Source organism: Candidatus Laterigemmans baculatus, from assembly GCF_010367455.1.
Taxonomy (GTDB): domain Bacteria; phylum Planctomycetota; class Planctomycetia; order Pirellulales; family Pirellulaceae; genus Laterigemmans; species Laterigemmans baculatus.
The window spans coordinates 30,006-49,179 of record NZ_WRPR01000028.1; the positions used below are offsets into that span (position 1 = coordinate 30,006).

At 64.7% G+C, this 19,174-nt stretch carries 1 protein-coding gene; it reads right to left on the bottom strand.

The features are described 5' to 3' along the window. Positions 1–94: 94 nt before the first annotated feature. The gene (locus tag GNK13_RS06160; protein WP_164101630.1) at positions 95–19,117 is read right to left on the bottom strand and encodes a tandem-95 repeat protein; all 19,023 of its coding nucleotides are present in this window, start codon (positions 19,115–19,117) and stop codon (positions 95–97) included. Positions 19,118–19,174: the final 57 nt, after the last annotated feature.

Genomic DNA, 19,174 nt, shown 5'->3' on the forward strand with positions numbered 1-19,174 from the left:
GGTTCCCATTCACGGAAACCGGACGCTAGCGCGTGGCGGCTGATGACATCATTCATGCGTCCCTGGCACGGCGGAACAACACCACCCTCCTCCGTTACGCCTCTCCGCCGCCGAAGCTCGACCAGACGGCGTCGAGGTCGGCGGTCCCCTTCTCGCTCGACGCGTCTCGCTGCCGGGCGAGTTCGTCGAGCAGGGTGTCCAGGCGATCGTCGTCCAGCTCGCCGACCTGGCTGAAGTCCCAGTCAAGCTCCAGCGAGCTGCTCGGGGCCGGAACGGTTTCTGGGGCATCGATCCGCACGATGGGCTCGGCGGCTGCATTGCTGCTGTGGCCGGCGAACGGCGTCGCTGCACCCCCCTCCCCTTCACCACCCGAGATATTGGCGCGGTTCAGAGCGTTGATCACCTGCAGGGCATCGAGCGGCGAGATCACTCCGTTGCCGTCGACATCGTAGTACGGCGGCGTGGGCTGGGTGGGATCGATCGCTCCCGAATCATTGCGATTCAGGTAGTTGATGATCACCAGTGCGTCGATCGGAGAGACTTCACCCGAGTCGTTAACGTCGAGCGGGTTGTCGGGGTTCTGCTGAACGCTCGCCAGTACCCGGACGCTGACGGTCGCGACGTTGCTTGGAGCTCCGTCGTCGTCGAGCACCTGGTAGGTGAACGAATCGCTCCCCACGTAGTCGGTCGCCGGGACGTAGGTAATCCTTCCGTCGACGTGGACGATCGTCTGTCCGTGGGTCGGCCCGCTGAGGATCTCCACCGTCGCCGGATCGATCGTGCCGTCGCTATCGCTGTCGTTGGCGAGCACGTCGAAGGTCCGCGATTCGTTGCGGTAGACGAGGACCGAATCGTTGCCGGCGGTCGGCGGATGGTTCACCCCGATCTGGATTTCGACCGGCTGGCTGAGCATTCCCTGGTCATCGCGAACCGCATAGCGGATCCGATCGCTGCCCTGGAACGTCGGCGACGGGGTGTAGGTGAACGCCCCCGAGGAGCTGACGTCGAGCGTTCCGAAGGCTGGCTGCAGGGTGATCACCACCGACGACGGGTTGATCGTGCCGTCGACATCGGTGTCGTTGCTCAGCGGATAGAACGTCGTGGGATTGGTGGGATGCACGATCGGCGCGTCGGGACGAGCGACCGGAGCGTCGTTGACCCCGGTGAGCGTGATCGTGACCGTCGCTACCGTGCTCGGGACTCCCGCCTCGTCGACTGCCTGGTAGGTGAAGACGTCGGTCACCGGGAGCTGGCCAGCCCGCAGGGCCTGGATCGCCATGGAGCCGGTCGGATTGTAGGTGATCGTCGATCCGTCGGCCGAAAGCGTTAGCGTCGCTCCGAGTTGACTGGTGCTGGGCAACCCCGTCACCGAGAGCACGTCTTGCGGGTCCGCATCCTGATCGTTGCTCAGCAGACTGGCTGCCGAGATCGTCAGGACCGAATCCTCGTTGGTCGTGTAGTTGTCGTCGACCGCGACCGGAGCATCGTTGATCGGCGTGATTGTCAACGAGAGCGTGATCGGCTGAGGAGCCACCGCACCGCCGGTGTCGCGAGCGGTGATCAGGATGTCGACATCTCCCGAAGCGTTCGGAGCCGGGGTGAATTGCAGCAGACCGTCGTCGGAGAGCGTCGGCAGGCTGGAGAACTTGGCCCGGTCGGCCGCCGCGACGCTGACGTCGAACATCACCGCTTGGCCCTCGGCCACCTCGTCGGCCGGACCGGGGGAGATGTTGGTCGCCCACAGCCGGTTGTAGGGACCACTGTCTTCGAGCAGCGTGATGTCACCGCCGGCGGTGAACGTCGGCGGATCGTTGACCCCCGTAACCTGGAGGGCGAACGTCCGCGAAAGCGACTCGAACTGGTGCTCCGGACGCGACGGATCACCGCCCAAGTGACCCTGCGGGCCGTTGTCTCGAGCGATGACCTGGAAGACGGTGCGGCCGTTCGCGTTGGCGGCGGTCCGGAAGCGAAGTTCCCCGGTCACCGGATCGACGGTCGGCAGCTCGGCAAACAGGTCGTTCGCATTGGTGCCCGAGATCGGAGTCACGATGAACGTCAAGTCCTGGGCGGTCGGTCCCTCGATTTCGTCCGCCGCCGTCACCGGGCCGGCCAGCACATTGGTCGCCCAGTTGGGGATCACCGACAAACCGGCCGTGCCATTGGTCGAAGCGTCCTCGGCGACGGTCACGTCGGCCGCACCGCCGAACTCGGGGCGGTCGTTGACGGCGTTGATCGTCAGCGAAACGGTGGCGTACGAGCCGCGCGAGTCGTCCACCATCTGACCGCTCGTCAGGTTGAACGTCTGCCCGTCGTCGACCACTCCGAACACGAACGAGTCGGTGCCGTTGAAGTTCGGGTGGGGAGTGTACCGCAGCCCAGCAAACTCGCCGCCGACGGTGTAAGCGACGAGGCTTCCGTGCGGCGTGGTCGGCGAGAAGAAGAACTCGTCGGTGCTGAGCGTCTGATTGCCACCGGGGGTTCCATCGGCCTCGTTGGCCGGTCCGACACGGAAGATGTCGTACAGCCCGGTTGCTTCGAGGGTGTGGATCGGCAGATCGATCGTGCCATCCTCGTCGAGCGAGAGATGGAGCACCGAGGGGGTTGCGATCGGCGGATCGTTGACCGGAGCTAGCGTCAGCGTCAGCAGGACCGACTCGGAGAAACTCTCGTCGCCGCGACCGGTTTCGCTGCCAGCGCCACCGTCGTCCGCGGTCACTTGGACCACGATCGTGCCGACCGCATTGGCCGCCGTCGTGTAGGTCAAGGTGCCATTGCTCGAGATCGCCGGAGCCACCGAGAACATCGCCGCCATGTCGGCCGCCGTGTAGCCGGCTGCCGGGACGACGTCGAAAGTGACCGTTTGGCCGGTGAGGGGGTCGGTTTCGTCGATCGCCGTTTCCGGACCGGCGACGATATTGGTTGCCCAGCCGGGGACCGTCACCCGACCGCTATCCTCGAGCCGCACGATCGAGCTAGCGCCGGGCGTGAAGCTCGGTGCATCGTTCACCGGCTCGACCCGCAGATCGATCATGAACTCGCTGGTCAGCGGATCGGAGGCTTCCGAACCGGTGGTGAAGTTGAAGGTCACCCCGTCGTCGGTGACGGTGTAGAAGAACGTGTCGAGGTCGCTTCCGTCGGCACCGCTATTGAAGTCGGCGTCGGGTCGATACAGCAGCGCGATCACACGTCCGTTGGCGTCGTGGACCGGTTCGACCGTTCCGTGCAGCGTCCGCATCGGGGCGAAGTCGACCACCGCGAGCGACTGGTTGCCGCCGGGCGTGGTGGGATCGGCTTCGTTGTCCGGGCCGACCGAGAACTGGTCGAGCAGACCGGCCGGCTCGCCGGGGCCGGACGCATAGAGCGGAATCAGCAGCGTGTGATCTTCGAGCAGCGAGTACTCGGCCGCTTCGCCGACGGTGACTCGCGGCGCATCGTTCTTCGGACGCACGTGGATCGTCAGCGTCTGCTGCGTGAAGTTCACATCGCCCCGCGTCGAATCCAGATCGCCGCTGTCGGTCGCGGTGATGACGAACACACCGCTGCCGACTGCATCGACCGCCGGCGTGAAGGAGATCATGCCGTTGTCGTCGATCGTGACGCCCGCGGCTCCCCCGACGAACAGATCGCCCGGGAAACTCGAGGCGGGATCCGGAGCGATCGTGAACGTCACGGTCTGGGCCTGCGAATCGCTGTCGCCATTGAGCTCATCGCCCGCGACGCTCGGACCCGACCGGATGAAGTCCGCCCAATCGATCGTGTGGCTGCCCGAGTCCTCCTGGACCTGCAGTTCGGCAGGACCGCCAAACTCGGGTGCGTCGTTGACCGCTTCGACGTTGAGGGTCAGCGTGAAAGTCTTCGTGCGGGGATCGGCCTCAAGCCCCGCCGGATCCTCGTCGGACCAGGTGGTGCCGTTGTCGGTCGCGGTGATGATGAATGTGACCGAGCCGTTTTGGTGGAGCGCCGGACGGAAAGTCAGCTCACCGCCGGTGTTATCGGCGGCCAGGAACGAAGACAGCTGCGGCTGGACCTCGAAAATCCGGGCCGCTTCGGCTTCGTGTCCCGCGAGCGGAGCGATCGTAAAGGTCACGTTCTCCACTTCCGCGTCGCCAAACAAACCACCCAGGTCGGGCAGGTTGCCGAACTCGTCGAGCGCGACTTCCGGACCGGGCCGGACGTAGGTCGCCCAATCGATCGCGACGTCGCCGGCATCCTCGAGCACGTTGACCGTCGCCGGTCCGTCGAACTCCGGAGCGTCATTGACCGAGTCGATGGCGATCGTGACGTAGACCGGCTCGGAGATCGGGTCGTCGCCGATGGCGTCGGGATCGTTGTTCGGCCCGTTGTCGGTGCCGACGATCATGAACACCGCCGCACCGACCTGGTGGGCCGCCGGGGTGTAAGTCAATCGTCCGCTCGAATCGACCGCCGGAGCGACCTCGAACAGGTTGGGATTGTTGGTGTCGACTTGGGTGACGGTGAAGGTGACGACCTGTCCCTCTTCATCGGTCGCTTCGACCGGACCTGGGCGAAGCGAGTCGGTCCACTGGATGTCGACCGGTCCGCTGTCCTCGAGCGACCGCACCAAGTCCGCTCCATCGAACTCCGGAGCATCGTTGACCGCACCCACGGTCAAAGTCAGCGTGAAGGTCGTGGAACGAGGATCGGCCTCAAGCCCCGCCGGATCCTCATAGGACCAGCTCGAGCCGTTGTCGGTCGCCGTGATGACGAACACCGCCGAACCGTTCTGATGCAGCGCCGGACGGAAAGTCAGTTCGCCTCCGGTGTTGTCGGCGGCCAGGAACGAGGACAGCTGCGGCTGGACCTCGAAGATCCGGGCCGCTTCCGCTTCGTGCCCTGCGAGCGGAGCGATCGTGAAGGTCACGTTCTCCAGCTCCGCGTCGCCAAACAGCCCACCCAGGTCGGGCAAGTTGCCGAACTCGTCGAGCGCCACTTCCGGACCGGGCCGGACGTAGGTCGCCCAGTCGATCACGACGTCGCCGGCGTCCTCGAGCACATCGACCGTCGCCGGTCCATCGAACTCCGGAGCGTCGTTGACCGAGTCGATGGCGATCGTGACGTAGACCGGCTCGGAGACCGGCTTGTCGCCGATTGCGTCCGGATCATTGTTCGGCCCGTTGTCGGTGCCGACGATCATGAACACCGCCGCACCGACCTGGTGGGCCGCCGGGGTGTAGGTCAGTCGTCCGCTCGAATCGACCGCCGGAGCGACTTCGAACAGGCTGGGGTTATTGGTGTCGACCTGCGTGACGGTGAAGGTGACGACCTGTCCCTCTTCATCGTTCGCTTCGACCGGTCCCGGGCGGAGCGTGTCGGTCCACTGGACGTCGACCGGCCCGCTGTCCTCGAGCGACCGCACCAAATCGGCTCCGCCAAACTCCGGAGCGTCGTTGACCGGCAGTACGTCGATCGTGAACTCGAGCGGCGCGGAGGTATTGATGTTCGGCGAGCTGAACGGCCCATCGTCGACAGCGACGACCTCGAAAGTCGCCGAGCCGATACGGTGCCGCAGAGTTTGGAACCGCAGCGTTCCGTCATCGTCGACGGTGACGTAATCGCCGTTGGCATCGGGGACGAACAATTCCGCTGGATCGCTTCCACCGGTGAAGGTGACGATGAACGAGACGGCTTGGCCGGTGAGCGGATCGTTTTCATCAGTCGCCGTCGGCGGACCGGCAAGGATGTTATAGGCCCAGCCCGGAATCACGGTCCGGCCGACGTCGGCCGGATCGACTGGAGGTGCAGCGAACTCGCCCCGATCCTCGTAGACTTCGACGTCGCCTTGAGCATCGAACTGCGGCGGATCGTTGACCGACGCGACTTGCAATCGCATCTGGAATTCGCTGACCAGCGGATCGTCAACGCTCGCCCCTTCGTCGAAGGCGTATTCAGGACCCGAGCCGGCAACCGGATTGGCGAACTCCCACGTCCGACCGTTGTCGACGACCGAGTAGGTGAACGAGTCGTCGCCGTTGAAGTCGGCCGGCGGGAGGTATTCCAGACCGATGATCCGAGTCGGGTCGTCTTGGTCATAGACCGCCGTGATCGTTCCTCCAGCGGCCGTCGTGATCGGGAACACCGCGTTGCCAAGCGAATCGACTTCGGAGATCCGCAGCGTTTGGCTGCCCCCCTCGGTCGCGTCGGCTTCATTGTCGGGACCGACGACGAACTGGTCGAGCAAGCCGGCGGTATCGGTCGGCAGGGCCCGAGTCACCGGAATGAACAGTGGCTGACCCGCTTGATCGGGATCGGCGCTGTCGTTGTCTTCGAGCAGGAAGTACGTCGCCGGTTCACTCGGATCGACATCGGGAGCCAGTGCCGGAGCGTCGTTGACCGGACGGATCGAAAGCGTGATCTGGATCGCGTCGGCGACCGGATCATCGCCGATCGACGCGTCGGCCGGACCATCGTCGCTGGCCACAATCGTCAGCACGGCGTAGCCCACCGCGTTGTCGGCGGCGGTGAAAGTGATCGTGCCCGAATTGTCGATCGATGGGGCCACGGCGAACAAGCCCGCGACGTTGGCGGCGACGTCAGTGATCTCCAGCGAAACGTCCTGCGTCAACTCATCGAAGGCGTTGAGCGGGCCCGAGCGGATGTAGTCGGCCCAAGCGACCGTGACAGCCCCCGCATCTTCGAGGACTTCGATCGTCGCCGGTCCAGCGACCTCGGGCGGATCGTTGACCGGGTTGACGCGGATAAACGCGGTGCGGACCGTCGACTGTTCTGGTTCGGTCGTCTCGGTGAGGAAACCACCGGAACCGTCGTCCGGCCCCAGACCTTCGGGGAAGACCGTCAGTCCATCGTCGGTGACGGTAAACGTGAAGGAGTCGAGCGTGTCGCCCGCGGGGCTCGGCGGGTTCTGGCGGTTGTAGTTGTCGGTCGGCTCGAAGGTCAGGTCGACGAGCGCCCCGGCGGAGAAGCGAGCGGTGACGAGCGACCCCTCGGCGGTCGAGGCGGTGAGCGTCTCGTCGGCCTGTCCGGCTGCGGCGAGCGTCGTGCCGGCAACCGTAATCGCGCTGATCCGCAGCGTCTGAGCTTGCTCGTTCCAGGGAGCATCGGGCGTGAGCGGGAAGCCGGCAAAATCGCCCGGCTCGGCTCCGGCCAACAGATCCGCGGCGGTGATCGTCAGGATCGGCGAGCCGGTGCCGTTGTCTTCGAGCGCCGCAAAGTTCTTGTCCTCGGCCGCTGGAACATCGTTGACCGGATTGACCGTGATCGTGACGGTGCCGACATCGGCCGAGCGGACCGGCAGGACGCCCAGTCCGGGGACTCCCGGCACGAGCTCCCGCGTGGCCAAAATCCGATAGGTGAAGACGTCGGTGCCGTAGAAGTTGTCGCTCGGCGTGTAGCTGAAGCTGCCATCCTCATTGAGGGTGACGGTGCCAAACAGCGGCGAGTCGTCGATCACCGCGCGGACGTCGTCGAGGCCGGCGTAGGTATCCGCGCCAGCGCCGAGCAGCACGCCCGAGCCGGCGTCGACCGTCAGCCCGTTATCTTCATCGATGTCGTAGGCGTCATCCTCGAGCGTCGGCGGCGTCAGCGAGACGACGCGGACCTGGAAATCTTCGACTTCACCACCGATCGAGACCCCGCCGGGCAGCTGGTTGCCGGTCGGAGAGAGCCGGAAGCGAGCCCAGGTGAGACCTTCTTTCGCGTTAGCCGGAACGGGCAGCTGCAGGCGGTTGTCGCCGTCGAGCACCAGCGCGTTGGTGAGGACCTGTTCGCCAATGTCGTCCCAGTCACCGTCCTGGTTGTAGTCGACCCAAGCGTCGAGCAGACCGCTGCCAGTGACGAACACCGAAGCTTCGGCGAATCCGTCGAGCGGGTTGAGGAAGCTCAGGAATTCGCCGTCTTGAGTGACCAGCAGCCCTTCGACCGCCGGCTGTCCGTCGGCTTGGAACGCTCCGACTCCGACCCCGTCTTCATCGTCCACATCGAAGTGCACGGTTTGCCCATCGACCGGGTCGACGACGGCGTCGGCGATCGGCCAAGTCTGGTCGTTGATCGCGGCGGCCAGCGAGGCGGCGAGCGACTCGCGAGTGACCGTCAGCGGATCGAAGGTCACGCCGACATTGCCCGCACCGACACCTGCATCGGTCGTCAGTTCGAACGTCACCGAACGCGAGCCGACAGTGATCGTGATCGTGTCCCCTTCGGTGGCTTCGAAGGTATCGCTCAGCGGATCGAAGCCGACACCGCCGAAGACCAGCGAGCCCTGCGAGGGATTCGCCCCGGCGACGTATTCGACGAGCGTGGCCGCGCCACTGGCGACGATCTCCACCGACGGCAGCGGAGTCTGATCGTCGCTGCTGCCCGGGGCTCCGTTGCCTTCGACATCGACCAGCGAGCCGAGCCGCGGCAGGGCCAGGTCGCCGAGCACATGCTGGGCGCCGTTCTGGCTGAGCAGCGAATCGAACGGAGCGTCACCGAAGTCGAGTTCGACGCCCGGCATCAGAATCGTGAAGCGGGTTTCGCCGCTGGCCCGGTTCGGCTGCAGGAGGTTGCCCGCCAAGTCGCGGATCGGCTGCGTCTGCACCACGCTCCAGTCGCCGCCGGAGGGCAGTCCGGTGACGCTGGTCGTGTTCTCCAGCCACACGCTGCCGCCACCCGGAGTAAACGCATTGCTGAGCAGCGCGGGGCTGAGCTCGCTCCGAGCCCGGCTGATCGCGGCGACCAGCTGGCCGGCGACGACGTCCTGGTTGAGCAGCGCCGAGGGAATCATTGGCACGGCGATGGCCCCTTCGGAAACGCCCGGGGTGCCTTCGACCAGCGGCGTCGAGCCTTCGAATTCGAGCGTGTCTCCGGCGCGGCCGCCGATGTAGACGCGGCCCCCTTCGATCGCTCGGGCCGCTTCCAGCCCTTGCTCCAGATCGCGGAGTGCTTCGGCCAGTTTGCTCGCGAGGACTTCGGGCGTATCGCTCGCGGAGAAGTCGACCAAGATGCTGCTGTTGGCCAGCGGCGTCCGCGTGGTTCCTTCCTCGACCCACTCGATCCGGCGGATCCGGTTCTGCGAGGTGTAGATCAGACGGTCGCCGTCGATCACTCCGGCCGCAGGTACCGTGAGCACGAAACCGGTGTCGAATTCGAGCGTCGCGGTTTGGCTCGCCACATCGGTGATCACGACTTGGTCGCCATCGCTGATCCGATCCCCAGTCGGGACGGTCAGCACTTGGCGGTCGCGGTTGTTGAGGGTGATTTCGTAAGCCGCGTTGGGCTTCCAGACGTTCGACTTCGGCGTCAGGCGGATCGCGTTCGTCGAGCTGTTGAAGCCAAACTCGTAGTCGGCACCCGCGACCAGCCGGCGTCCGTTCTCGGTCACGATCACCGCGTCGGCCGTGATCGTCTCCGGGTTGGGCCCGTTGCCGACCGGGTCGACCAGCTTGATCTCAAAGTAGCTCTGCGGACCTTCGACCAAGCGGACGAAGCTGTTGCCCGCGTCGGCGTCGCTACCATCGGGCGCGTTGTCGAGCGGCTGGACCAGCTCGGCGACCGGTCCGACCAGGTCCGAGCGGTCGATCGCTCCGCGGTCGATGAACACGTTCGACCCGGTGCCTCCGCCGACCGCCGTGTCGTTCGAGCGGAGTTGGCCGGTCATGTCGCGTTCGGGCGCCAGGATCGGTGACTGGCGAATACCGAGCGCTTCGCGGAGGCTGGCCAAGTTCAGCCGATCGGCGGTGAACTCGATCGAGCTGTCGATCAGCGGCGAGCCTGCTGCGGGGATGAAGTTACGGCCTGCCGCATCGACGAACAGCGAGCTGCTGCTGCTGACGGTGATCGCGTTGCTGCCGAGTCCCACGTTGGAGTTCGTGGAGTTGCCGGCGTAGAGCGTGCCGCTCAGCTCGACCGTGCTGCCGCTGGTCACTTGCACGCCGGTCGTCTGATCGATGATGGCGTTGTTGACCAGCGTCGGATTGGCGTTGGTCTCGACGCGAATCCCAAAGTCGTTGCTGCGTCCGCTGCCGACGATCGTGTTGTTGATCACCCGAGCGAACGGAATCGGGCCGCTCCCCTGGCTGGCAATCACCGGATCGCCCGAGATCTCGATCCCGCCGGTGACGTTGCCGACCAGCACGTTGTTGACGACCACGACGCTCGGAGCGAGCCGGTCAGCGTTGGGCGTCGGGAAGTTGATCGGGCTGCCCGGGCGAGGCAGTTGCGTGCTCGCCCCCGGGCCGACGATGTCGCCGCTGCTGCGATTGCGGCGGCCGGCGTCGAGATGGATTCCGACGATCGAGCTGTCGGAGATCACGTTGTTGGCCAGGATCACCTGACCTTGCTCGCGAACCCGATTGCGGTCGCCGGTCTCGGTTCCGGCGGTCGTCCCCCAGTGGATCGACTGGAGGAAGAACAGTCCGAAACTGGTCTCACCGCGACGTCCGACGGCGATGTCTCCATGCAGCACGAGACGACTGGAGGTTTGAGCATCGCTCGCCTCGCCGCTCGGCGAAGCGGCAATCACGTCGATCCGGTTGCGGACCGCCGGACTGTTGATTGCTTCGCGGATCGCTGCGGCCACTTCCGCTCGGCTCATCGAACCTCGGAAGCCGATGGAAATCGAACCCGAGCTGACACCCTTCTTCGGGAGCCAGTTGGCGATATCAAGGTCTTCAAATTCGAAGCGGACGATGTCCACCCCATCGCTGAGGGTGAACGAGTCGCCGTCGCGAATCACGCTGCCGTCACGAGTGACCTCGAGCCCGAACGCTTCGCCGATCACGTCGTTCGTGTCGAACGAGCGGTACGGCACGTTGCGAGGATTGTCGGGAGGACCGGCGGCGTATTCAGCCGAGCTGCGGATCTCAACCTGGTAGCGTCCGGTGGTGACTTCCAGCAGCGGGTCGCTGCCGGGAACGATTGGTTGGAATTGGGGGTTGGCCGTCCGGCTGGCTGCTCCCGGATTGAATCCAGTGACCATTTCGCCCCGCTCGGCGAAGCCAATGATGATGTCGTCGAGGAAGACACCCTGCCCCGAATTGTTCTGGGCACGCGTTCCGGCGACCCGCAGCCGGTCGAGGTCATTGCCGCTGTAATTCTGTTCGTTCGAGGCCAGGTAGACACCCGACCGGCTGCCGGGCAACGCGTTGCCGCCGTCCTGCGATCCGATCGAGGGGAGCGGGCCTGCATAGTCGATGCTGCCGCCGAAGATCCGCACCGAATCGCCGTAGACCGGATAGATATCGACGTTGCTTTCCTGCCCCGGTTCGTTCAGCTCCGCAGCGAGTGCGACGCGGATCGCATCGCGAACCTCGGCCGCCGTCATGCCGATATCAACTGTGACCGGTGCGGCGCCGAACACCGTGCCGGGGGTGTCGAGAATCACGCCCGAGACCGCCAACGTGCCGGTCACGTTCCAGTCACTTGTAGCGGCGGGAAAGTTGAGCCAGGAGGGTTGGTCGGTGGAGCGAACGATCGGGCCGACGCCGAGGGCTTCCAGGGCTGTCTGCACACGATCGGCGACCTGCTCGGCCGTAAGGCTCGCACTGATCTGAACCTCTCCGGGGCCAGCCGGACCGTTGACAAACGTCACAGTCTGACCATCGACTCGGATCGAATCGCCCACTGAGAGTGCGGCACCGCTGGGAAGATCCAGCACCAGCCCATGATCGAACTCAAATGCCTGCTGCGTACCGTTCCCGCCGGTGACCTGGAAGAACTGGCTGTTGACCAATTGGTAGCCGGGCAAACCTCGGAGTTCGACCACGTCGCGATCGGGCTCGCCAGCGGAGCTGAACTCGACGCGGAGCCGCACGTCGGAACTCCCCGCAAACGGAGCCAATGGGATCCGCGCCTGCCGCCATTCGCTCGTGTTGAACAGCTTCTGGACGAATTGGTACTTGCCGTTGGCGTCGACAAAATTGCTTTCGAATTCGTCGAATTCGTCGGCCTGATTGTGGTCGGAACCGCGGCTGAAGTCCGAGTCAAAACCGGCCAGGTTGTTGGTCGCCACCAGCTGCCAATCGCCGTTGTCGGCGGCCGCATAGACGCGGAGCGAATCCCGCATCTGCTGCGAACCGGAATTGATCAGCGCGCTGGAAGTCTCGGCGTTGAGGAAGTAGTTGAAGTACAGCATCGGCTGGTCTTCGAGCGAGTACTCCGAGAGATCGATCGCGTCGCTCTCGATCGTTCCCTTCGCTCCACCAGCAAAGTTGTAGGAGTCGTCCGAACGCGGGCCTGGGTCTTCCCCCGCGGTCCAGGTGCGGGCCCGCACGTCGCCGCCTTGGCGGTCGGTGAATCCGAAGTGCAGGCTGTTGCCTCCTTCGGTGGTGATGTGGCGGGTCCGCGTGGGCGTCGGGACGATACCGTGCCCGGCATCTCCCCGCCGCTCGTCGGTCACACCCCAGAGGTTGACGTCGAGGTTCGAGAAATCGAGGTCGGTCGGGCTGGTGACGCCCGTCGCGATCTGCGTCTTACCACCCGCGAAAATGGGCTGCAACTCGCCGTACTCGGAGCCTTGCGTGCCGAGGGCATACAGATTGCCCTCGTCGTCCGTCGCGAACAGCATATTCGCGTACTTCCCGCCCTCGATCGATTTGGGGCCAACCGTCAGGCCCGTGAAATTGATCGGGGCCCCGTCCTCATCGAGAACGGTCGTGATCTTGTTACCCGCGACGCTCGAGAGCAGGTGGTTCGTTCCATTGGGATTGATGTTCGTATCGGGAACGCTCGTCAGCTCGAACAGTTCGCCGTCGTCGGTGACCGCGTACATCGTCGTGCCGATGAACGCCATCCCGGTTACATCCCCGGTGATGTCGCCATTCGGAGTTTGCAGATAGCCGACTTCGACGCCGTTGGTTCCAGCTCCCAAAGCACGCAGGTTCCCGGAGCGTGGGGTGTTGTTCGAATTCGCATTGATCACCGCTCCGGTATCGGGATTGAAGCGATACAGAATGTTCTTGGCAGGGGCCGCAGCGGCTTGAATGCCGGTAACGTTGCCGTTGGAGAAATCGATCACGGGACGTCGGAACGTCGCAGTATTATTGCCTCGGCTAGCAACGCCATAGAATCGGTTCTGCGACTGATCTCCAGTGTTGATCCGAAAACCGAGCCCGTTGACGATCATCCCGTCGCCGTTGCGGGTCGTGCCGGTCCCGATCGGCTTGTCGACAACGTCCGTGCCCCCGGTATTGGTATAGGCCTCAAACGTCTCCAGCCCGTGGCTGCCGATCGTGCTGAAGCTGCCGTAGGTGACGCCGTCGTCGAGCAGCAAGAAGCCTTGCGCGTTCGCGTCGGTCACATCATCCGGCGGCGCGACGAAGCCGACCAGGCGGCCGCGGGGATCCATCGCGATCGAACCGACGCGAGTGAAGTCGTTGCCGATCACCGCCTCGCGATAGCCGAGCTGTGGGTTGTTCATGCTCAGCCGCGACCGCGTGTCGAGGTCTCCCTGGCCGGTGATGAACAGCGTCACGTCGCCGAGGGCGAACGGCACCGAGTTCTGCTGGCCCCGGAAGGCGACCTGCTTGGCCGCTTCCGCGGTCGTCAGCGGACCGGTGGTGCCATCGAAGTTGCGGTCCTCAGCGATCCGCACGACCGAATCGTTCGGCTGCAGGCGGATGCCAGGATTGCTCGGATTGGCCGAGTGGTATTGGCCGTAGATCTGGCTGTCGAGGACCGAGTTGTTGGTGATCACCAGTTCGTAATCGCCAGCCAACAGATCGACCGTGCCGATGAACGCATCGCGTGAGCCGGCCGAGCCGCGAGACAAGTCACCGACGTCGGTTCCGCTCCGCGGCGTCGCCCGGTCGCTGCCGATGCTCGAATCGGTGCCGATCATCACCAGTTCCCGGTTGCTACCGTTGAGCCGGTAGAGCCAGGCAGTGGTATCGGGACGCGAGAAGCCGTCGGCGTAATCGACGTCGATCGTGACGGTCGAATACAAGCCGGTCGAGGCATTACCAATGTTCTGCGTCGAGTCTCGATTGATCGAGAACTGCAGGACGTTGTACTGGCTCTGGCTGTTGATCTGCCCGGCTACCGAGATCGCGCTGCGGTCGCTGTTGAAGATGTTGCCGAGGTTGATCGCGGTCGTCGGCGAGGAGGGAATCACCGAGGCTTCGCCAGTTAGCAGCGAATGGGCGGGCATCCCGCGGGTGGCGATCCCGGTCTCCGCGTAGTGGATGCTGGCGAACTGGACCGTCGAGCCTGCGAACTCATCCGCTTCGCGAAGTCGCAATTGCAGCTGGTACACACCGGTCGTGCCGTCGGCGCCGGTGACTCGGACAAAATACTCATCTTCTTGCCCGGTGACTCCCGGCAGCACCACGCGCATCGCCGCATCGAGCGGGTTGAGCGAATGGAAGTCGCGATAGGTGCCATTGGAATTCAGCGGAGCGAAGGGGCTCAGCCGCATCGGCATCGCGTGGCCAGTGGGAAGCTCGGCGGAGTTGACGAAGTCGAGCGCTCCGGCGGCGTCTTCGGCGTGCGAGTTGTCGCTGCGAGCCAGCACGTCACCGTTGGAGTTGATCAACTCCAGCACCGAATCGAGTCCCGATCCGGTGCGGTCCAGATCGATCCAGACCAGCGTCCCGGCGGTCCCGCGGAACGAGTAGACGTCGGTGTCGCCCGGATCGGCAATCGTACCGTGCACGGTGGCGCCGAGTCGCAAGTTCTCGTCCCCGGAATTTTCACGCGGGGCCAGCGCGGCGACAAACTGTGAGGTTCCGGGGATCGAGTTCGAATCCCCGGCTCCACCGATTCGGCCTTCCAGCTCGCTGACCGTGGCTACGTTCCGGTCGTGGCTGAACTCGTTGAGCTCAATTCCTTGCCAGCCGCCGGGGGCGCCGACCGAGGGGCCGTTGCCGTTGGTGTCGGTATAGGGCTGGCCGAGCGGGCCGAACCCGGCACCGACCGAGTCGTCCGAAAGGCTGGTCATCACCACCGGGAATCCAGGGGCTCCGAGCACGTGGATCCGTCCGCCGATGCGGTCTTCAATATCGACCGGTCGCCCGTCGGCGGTCAGTGCGGCGCCCGGGCCGAACTTGGCCACCAGACTCTCGTCCGGACGGCTCTGCAGCCGCAGCCCGCCGTAGGTGTGGAAGTCGGGGACCAATATCGCGCCCCGTAGGACGTGCACGATGTCGGTGTCGTCCCAAACCGTCTCGGTCGTCAGCGTCCCGCCGCGGACTCGCAGCCCACCGATCGCTGCGGTGCCGATCGCGTTGCCGCGGACCAGCGGCCCGAGGTTGCCCGGCGGATGATCGATCGGATCGGAGAAGCCCGTCTGGCGTCCGAAGTCGTCCAGCGGCGTCGCCGTCAACGAATTGGCGTCGATGCTGATCATCGCCGTGTTGGCCGCATTGTTGTGGCGGAACACGTTCTCGACGATCACCGGCTGAGCGCCCGACACATGGATCACGGCAGCCTCGTTGGGGCCGAGTCCCTGCCGCGTTCCCTGGCCGGCGATGACTCCGGAAGCGTTGAATTCAAAGAGGCTGTGGGCGACGCGGCCCCGAGCCTGCCGCAGTTCGAGCGCGTTGAATCCGACGTTCGTCCCGGCCACTCCCGCATCACCACCGGCGTAGGCGACCACCGCATAGTCGAGGCTGACGGTGCTGAACGGCGAAGCGTAGATCCCCGCCCAGTCGCCCGCCTGTCCCGAGCTCGAGCTGTTCGAGTTGTTCGTGTTGAAGGTCCCGCCGGCACCGTAGCGATCGTCCGACCGCGAGGTCATCACGACCGGACGCCCCTCGACCCCTTCGGCGATCAGATCGGCGCCGAAGCCCGTCTGGATGCGAACGCCGCTGCTCTTGAGGATGATTCCCGGATCGATCGTTAAACGTGCGTCGAGTCGAGGGCGGGCAACGGTTCCGCTGAGCGGCTGCAGATCCGGGTTGGCCACGAAGCCACGATCGACCAGCGTCTGCTGACTGCGGTTCAGATCGGCAATGAATTCGAAAGCGGAACCGTTCCGCGAGCGATAGATTCTGCGAGCCACAAAGTCACCCGTCGCGACCGGCAGACCACTCAAGGTAATCTGCCCAGCCGCAGCGAGCGTGACGGAGGTTGTTGCGGCCGAGGCAGCGGTCTCGTTTCCGCTCGCGTCAACGAAGCTGACCCGATACCGGTACTGTCCGGGGGCGAGCGCGCCCGAACCGAATTGCGGCGTGACTGAGACGAGGTCCAATCCGGGCAGACTGGCGTCGCGAATTGCCCCACCGGGATTGCCGCGGATCAGCAGGTTCTCGCCGAGGACGTGGACGATTTCGGTGTTGGCAAACCGTCCCGGAACTTCCAGCTGACGGAGCGTGCCAAAGGCGTCGGTGTCGATGCGAACGAACAACCCGTTGATCGAGTTGTCGGTCAGCGTATTGCCGTAGATCTGCGGACCGACCCGGGTGTAGTCGGGAACGAACTGCTCGAACCGCTGGTACCGCGGCTCGGTAAAGGTGGTCTCTTCGAAGCTGGCCGGATCGGCCGAGATCGCTGCCGAGTTCGAATCGGTGATCGTGTTGTGCAGCAGGGTCGGCCGTGCGGCCGTGACATCGATCGGAGCGATGGTCTGAAACTGGTTGTTGATCCGCACCTGCCCGCCGCCGTACCGCAGATGGGCACCAGCGACGTAGTTCAGGAAGATCCCCTGCCGCTCCAGGTCGCGACGCCCCTGCCCGCGGTCGATGTCGTTGCGGAACTGGATTCCGCCCCAGTCACCCAGATCGGGCGTGTTGTCGAGGCTGTTGGTGTTGATCCCGATCGAGGCATCGTTGTAGCTGGTGAACTGGACCGGCGAATGGGGAGTCCCCAGCACCTGGAAGGCGCCGAGGCTGGCGTCGATTCCGCCGGCGCCGCTGCCGACCGCGATCCGGCTTTGCCGCATCTTGAGGATCACCCCCGCGTCGACCATCACGGTCACGCCCGCCGGGACGACCAGGTTCGAGCCGTCGGCCAGAGCCTGGTTGAGGCTGTTCTGGCCGATCTCGTAGGCCCGGTTGTCGGCGAGTGTGTCAAAATCGCCATCGAGTCCGGCGCTCGGGAGCAGGCGGATGATTTCGCCTGAGGAGATCCCGTTGATCGCTTGCGGAATCGTGCGGAAGGGGCTGGCGAGCGAGCCGTCGCCGCCGTCGGCCGCGCTCGGATCGACGAATCGCGTCAGCGCCGGATCATTGGCCTTGAACCAGAAATTGAACGCGCCACCCGCTTCACCGTCGCCATCGCCATCGATCGCGGTCCCGCGAGTGTCGACGATCGTCGAAGCGTTCGCCGAGCGGAACTCGACGCGAAGTTCGTACGAGCCTTGGCTGGTTCCGCCGGAGCCGGTGTTGGATTTATTGGGATCGAAGTCTTCGTTGCCCTGAGCCGTCACTGCGACGAAGTACTGGCCCTCCTCGAGATCGACGCTCATCCGCGAATCGTTGCCGAAGGCGTCGTCGTTCGTCGCGATTTTTTCCAGACCCTCGGCGGTCTGCCGGAAGAGCGTCAGATGCGTGTCGAGGTTGCTGCTGCTGGGAAGCCGCTCAGCCAGCGTCTCAATCGTCACCTCGCCGCGCTCACCGGCCGGGACGACGAAGCTGTACATGTCGACGTCGCGGCTGTCGGGCCGATACAGGTACTGGCCGTGAACGACGTCGTTGTCGCCCGGGAAAACCCACTCGGGGTTGGGACCCAGCAGCGGCTGGCTCCCCATCACCGTCCCTTCGGGCAAATCGTAGGAGTGACCGATGCCCAGCAGGTGGCCGATCTCGTGCATGGCCACATGGAAGAAGGATCCTCCATGGGAATCGTCCCAGGCTTCCGCTCCGTCCATGATGGCCAGAACGCCTGGATTCTGTGCGATCCCGGCGATGCCCCCCGGGCCGCTTTGGGTCTGGCCGAGCGGGAACATGTCGCCGACGACGACAACGTGGTTGGCACTATCGCCATCGACTTCGATGAAATCGATGCCGAGCAGCTCGCCGTAGTAGTCAAAGATTTCCCGCACCCGCTGCTGCTGGTCGGGATTGATGTCGCTGTAGAGGGGCTGGCCAGCCGAGTTGTTGCCGTACTCGATACCGTTGCGGATCGTAAATGTCCGCGTCGCGACGGTGCCACTGCCGGAGCCGAGGTGGCTTTCGTCCTGAATCTGGCGGTGCCCCGGTTCGTTATTCGCCCCCGGATAATCGAACGGCAGACTTCCGCCGAAGATGCTCTGGTTCTTGACGGTCAGAATCCTGCGGTTGCCGAACGTTCCCAGGTCGTTTGCCGTGTCGACCGTCTCTCCTGCCTCGCCCATCGGGCCGGCCGACTCCAGCGGCGGGGCGACCTGTTCCGAGGTGCCGACGCGGAGCCGGAACGAGCCCAGCGTGGCCGGGAGGCCTGGCAGGGCGTGCAGATCGCTTGCAAAGTGCAACTCGACCCGCTTGAGCTCTGCGTCGTAGGTGACTTGGTCGGGAACGAACTCCAGATCGTCGCTGGTCCCGACCGTATCGCCGGTGTGGATCAATTTGTAGAACGCCGGATCGGTCAGCGTCGGATCGGGACCGTTGGAGCCTTCGAACAGATCGGGATCGTCGAAGTAGACGTGGACTTCCTTGCTCAGCTGCTCGCGGACGCCGCCGACGACGACCACGGGCTGGGGGACGACACCGACGACGCGTGCCCCGAGTTCGAGGTCGAAGTACAGGCTCTCGCGAGTGGCGTTCGGATCGCTCGGCTGGAACGCGTTGCCGTCGACATCTCGCAGCGCAACGGTCCCCGAACCGTCTTCGGCAAAGATGTCGATCTGGAACAGGTCGTCCGGGAGGGCTTCGGCGAATCGAGCCACGACGACGCGATTGGTCTCGCCGAACCCGATGTAGCCCGGCTCGACCACGACGTCGTCGGCGTCACCGAGTTGTCCATTGCCGCCGGCCCGGGTGATCCGGATCCCGTCGAGCGTCGACGGATCAAGGTCTTCGGTGCCGCCGAAGCGGAAGGTCAGCTCGGTCGGACGAACGCTCAGAGGATTGGTTTGCTGGGGAGCAAAAATCTCCTCCGCGTTCGGGTTCACACTGATCAAGCGAGGTCCGGCGTCACCGGCCAACAGCTCGCGGCGTTCAAGCTGTTGGTGCAGCAACTGTCGGCGGCTCAAGCGTTGCTTACGGCGGAGCGCAGTGTGCTTTTTCGCGTCGGTGCGATTGGCCATCGGGGCAGACCTTCGGCAGGATCAGGATGTAGATAAAAGTACTTATAGTAGCTCCAG

Coding starts and splice junctions, on each gene's coding strand:
- GNK13_RS06160 (WP_164101630.1), bottom strand. CDS start 19,117: ATGGCCAATCGCACCGACGCGAAAAAGCACACTGCGCTCCGCCGTAAG.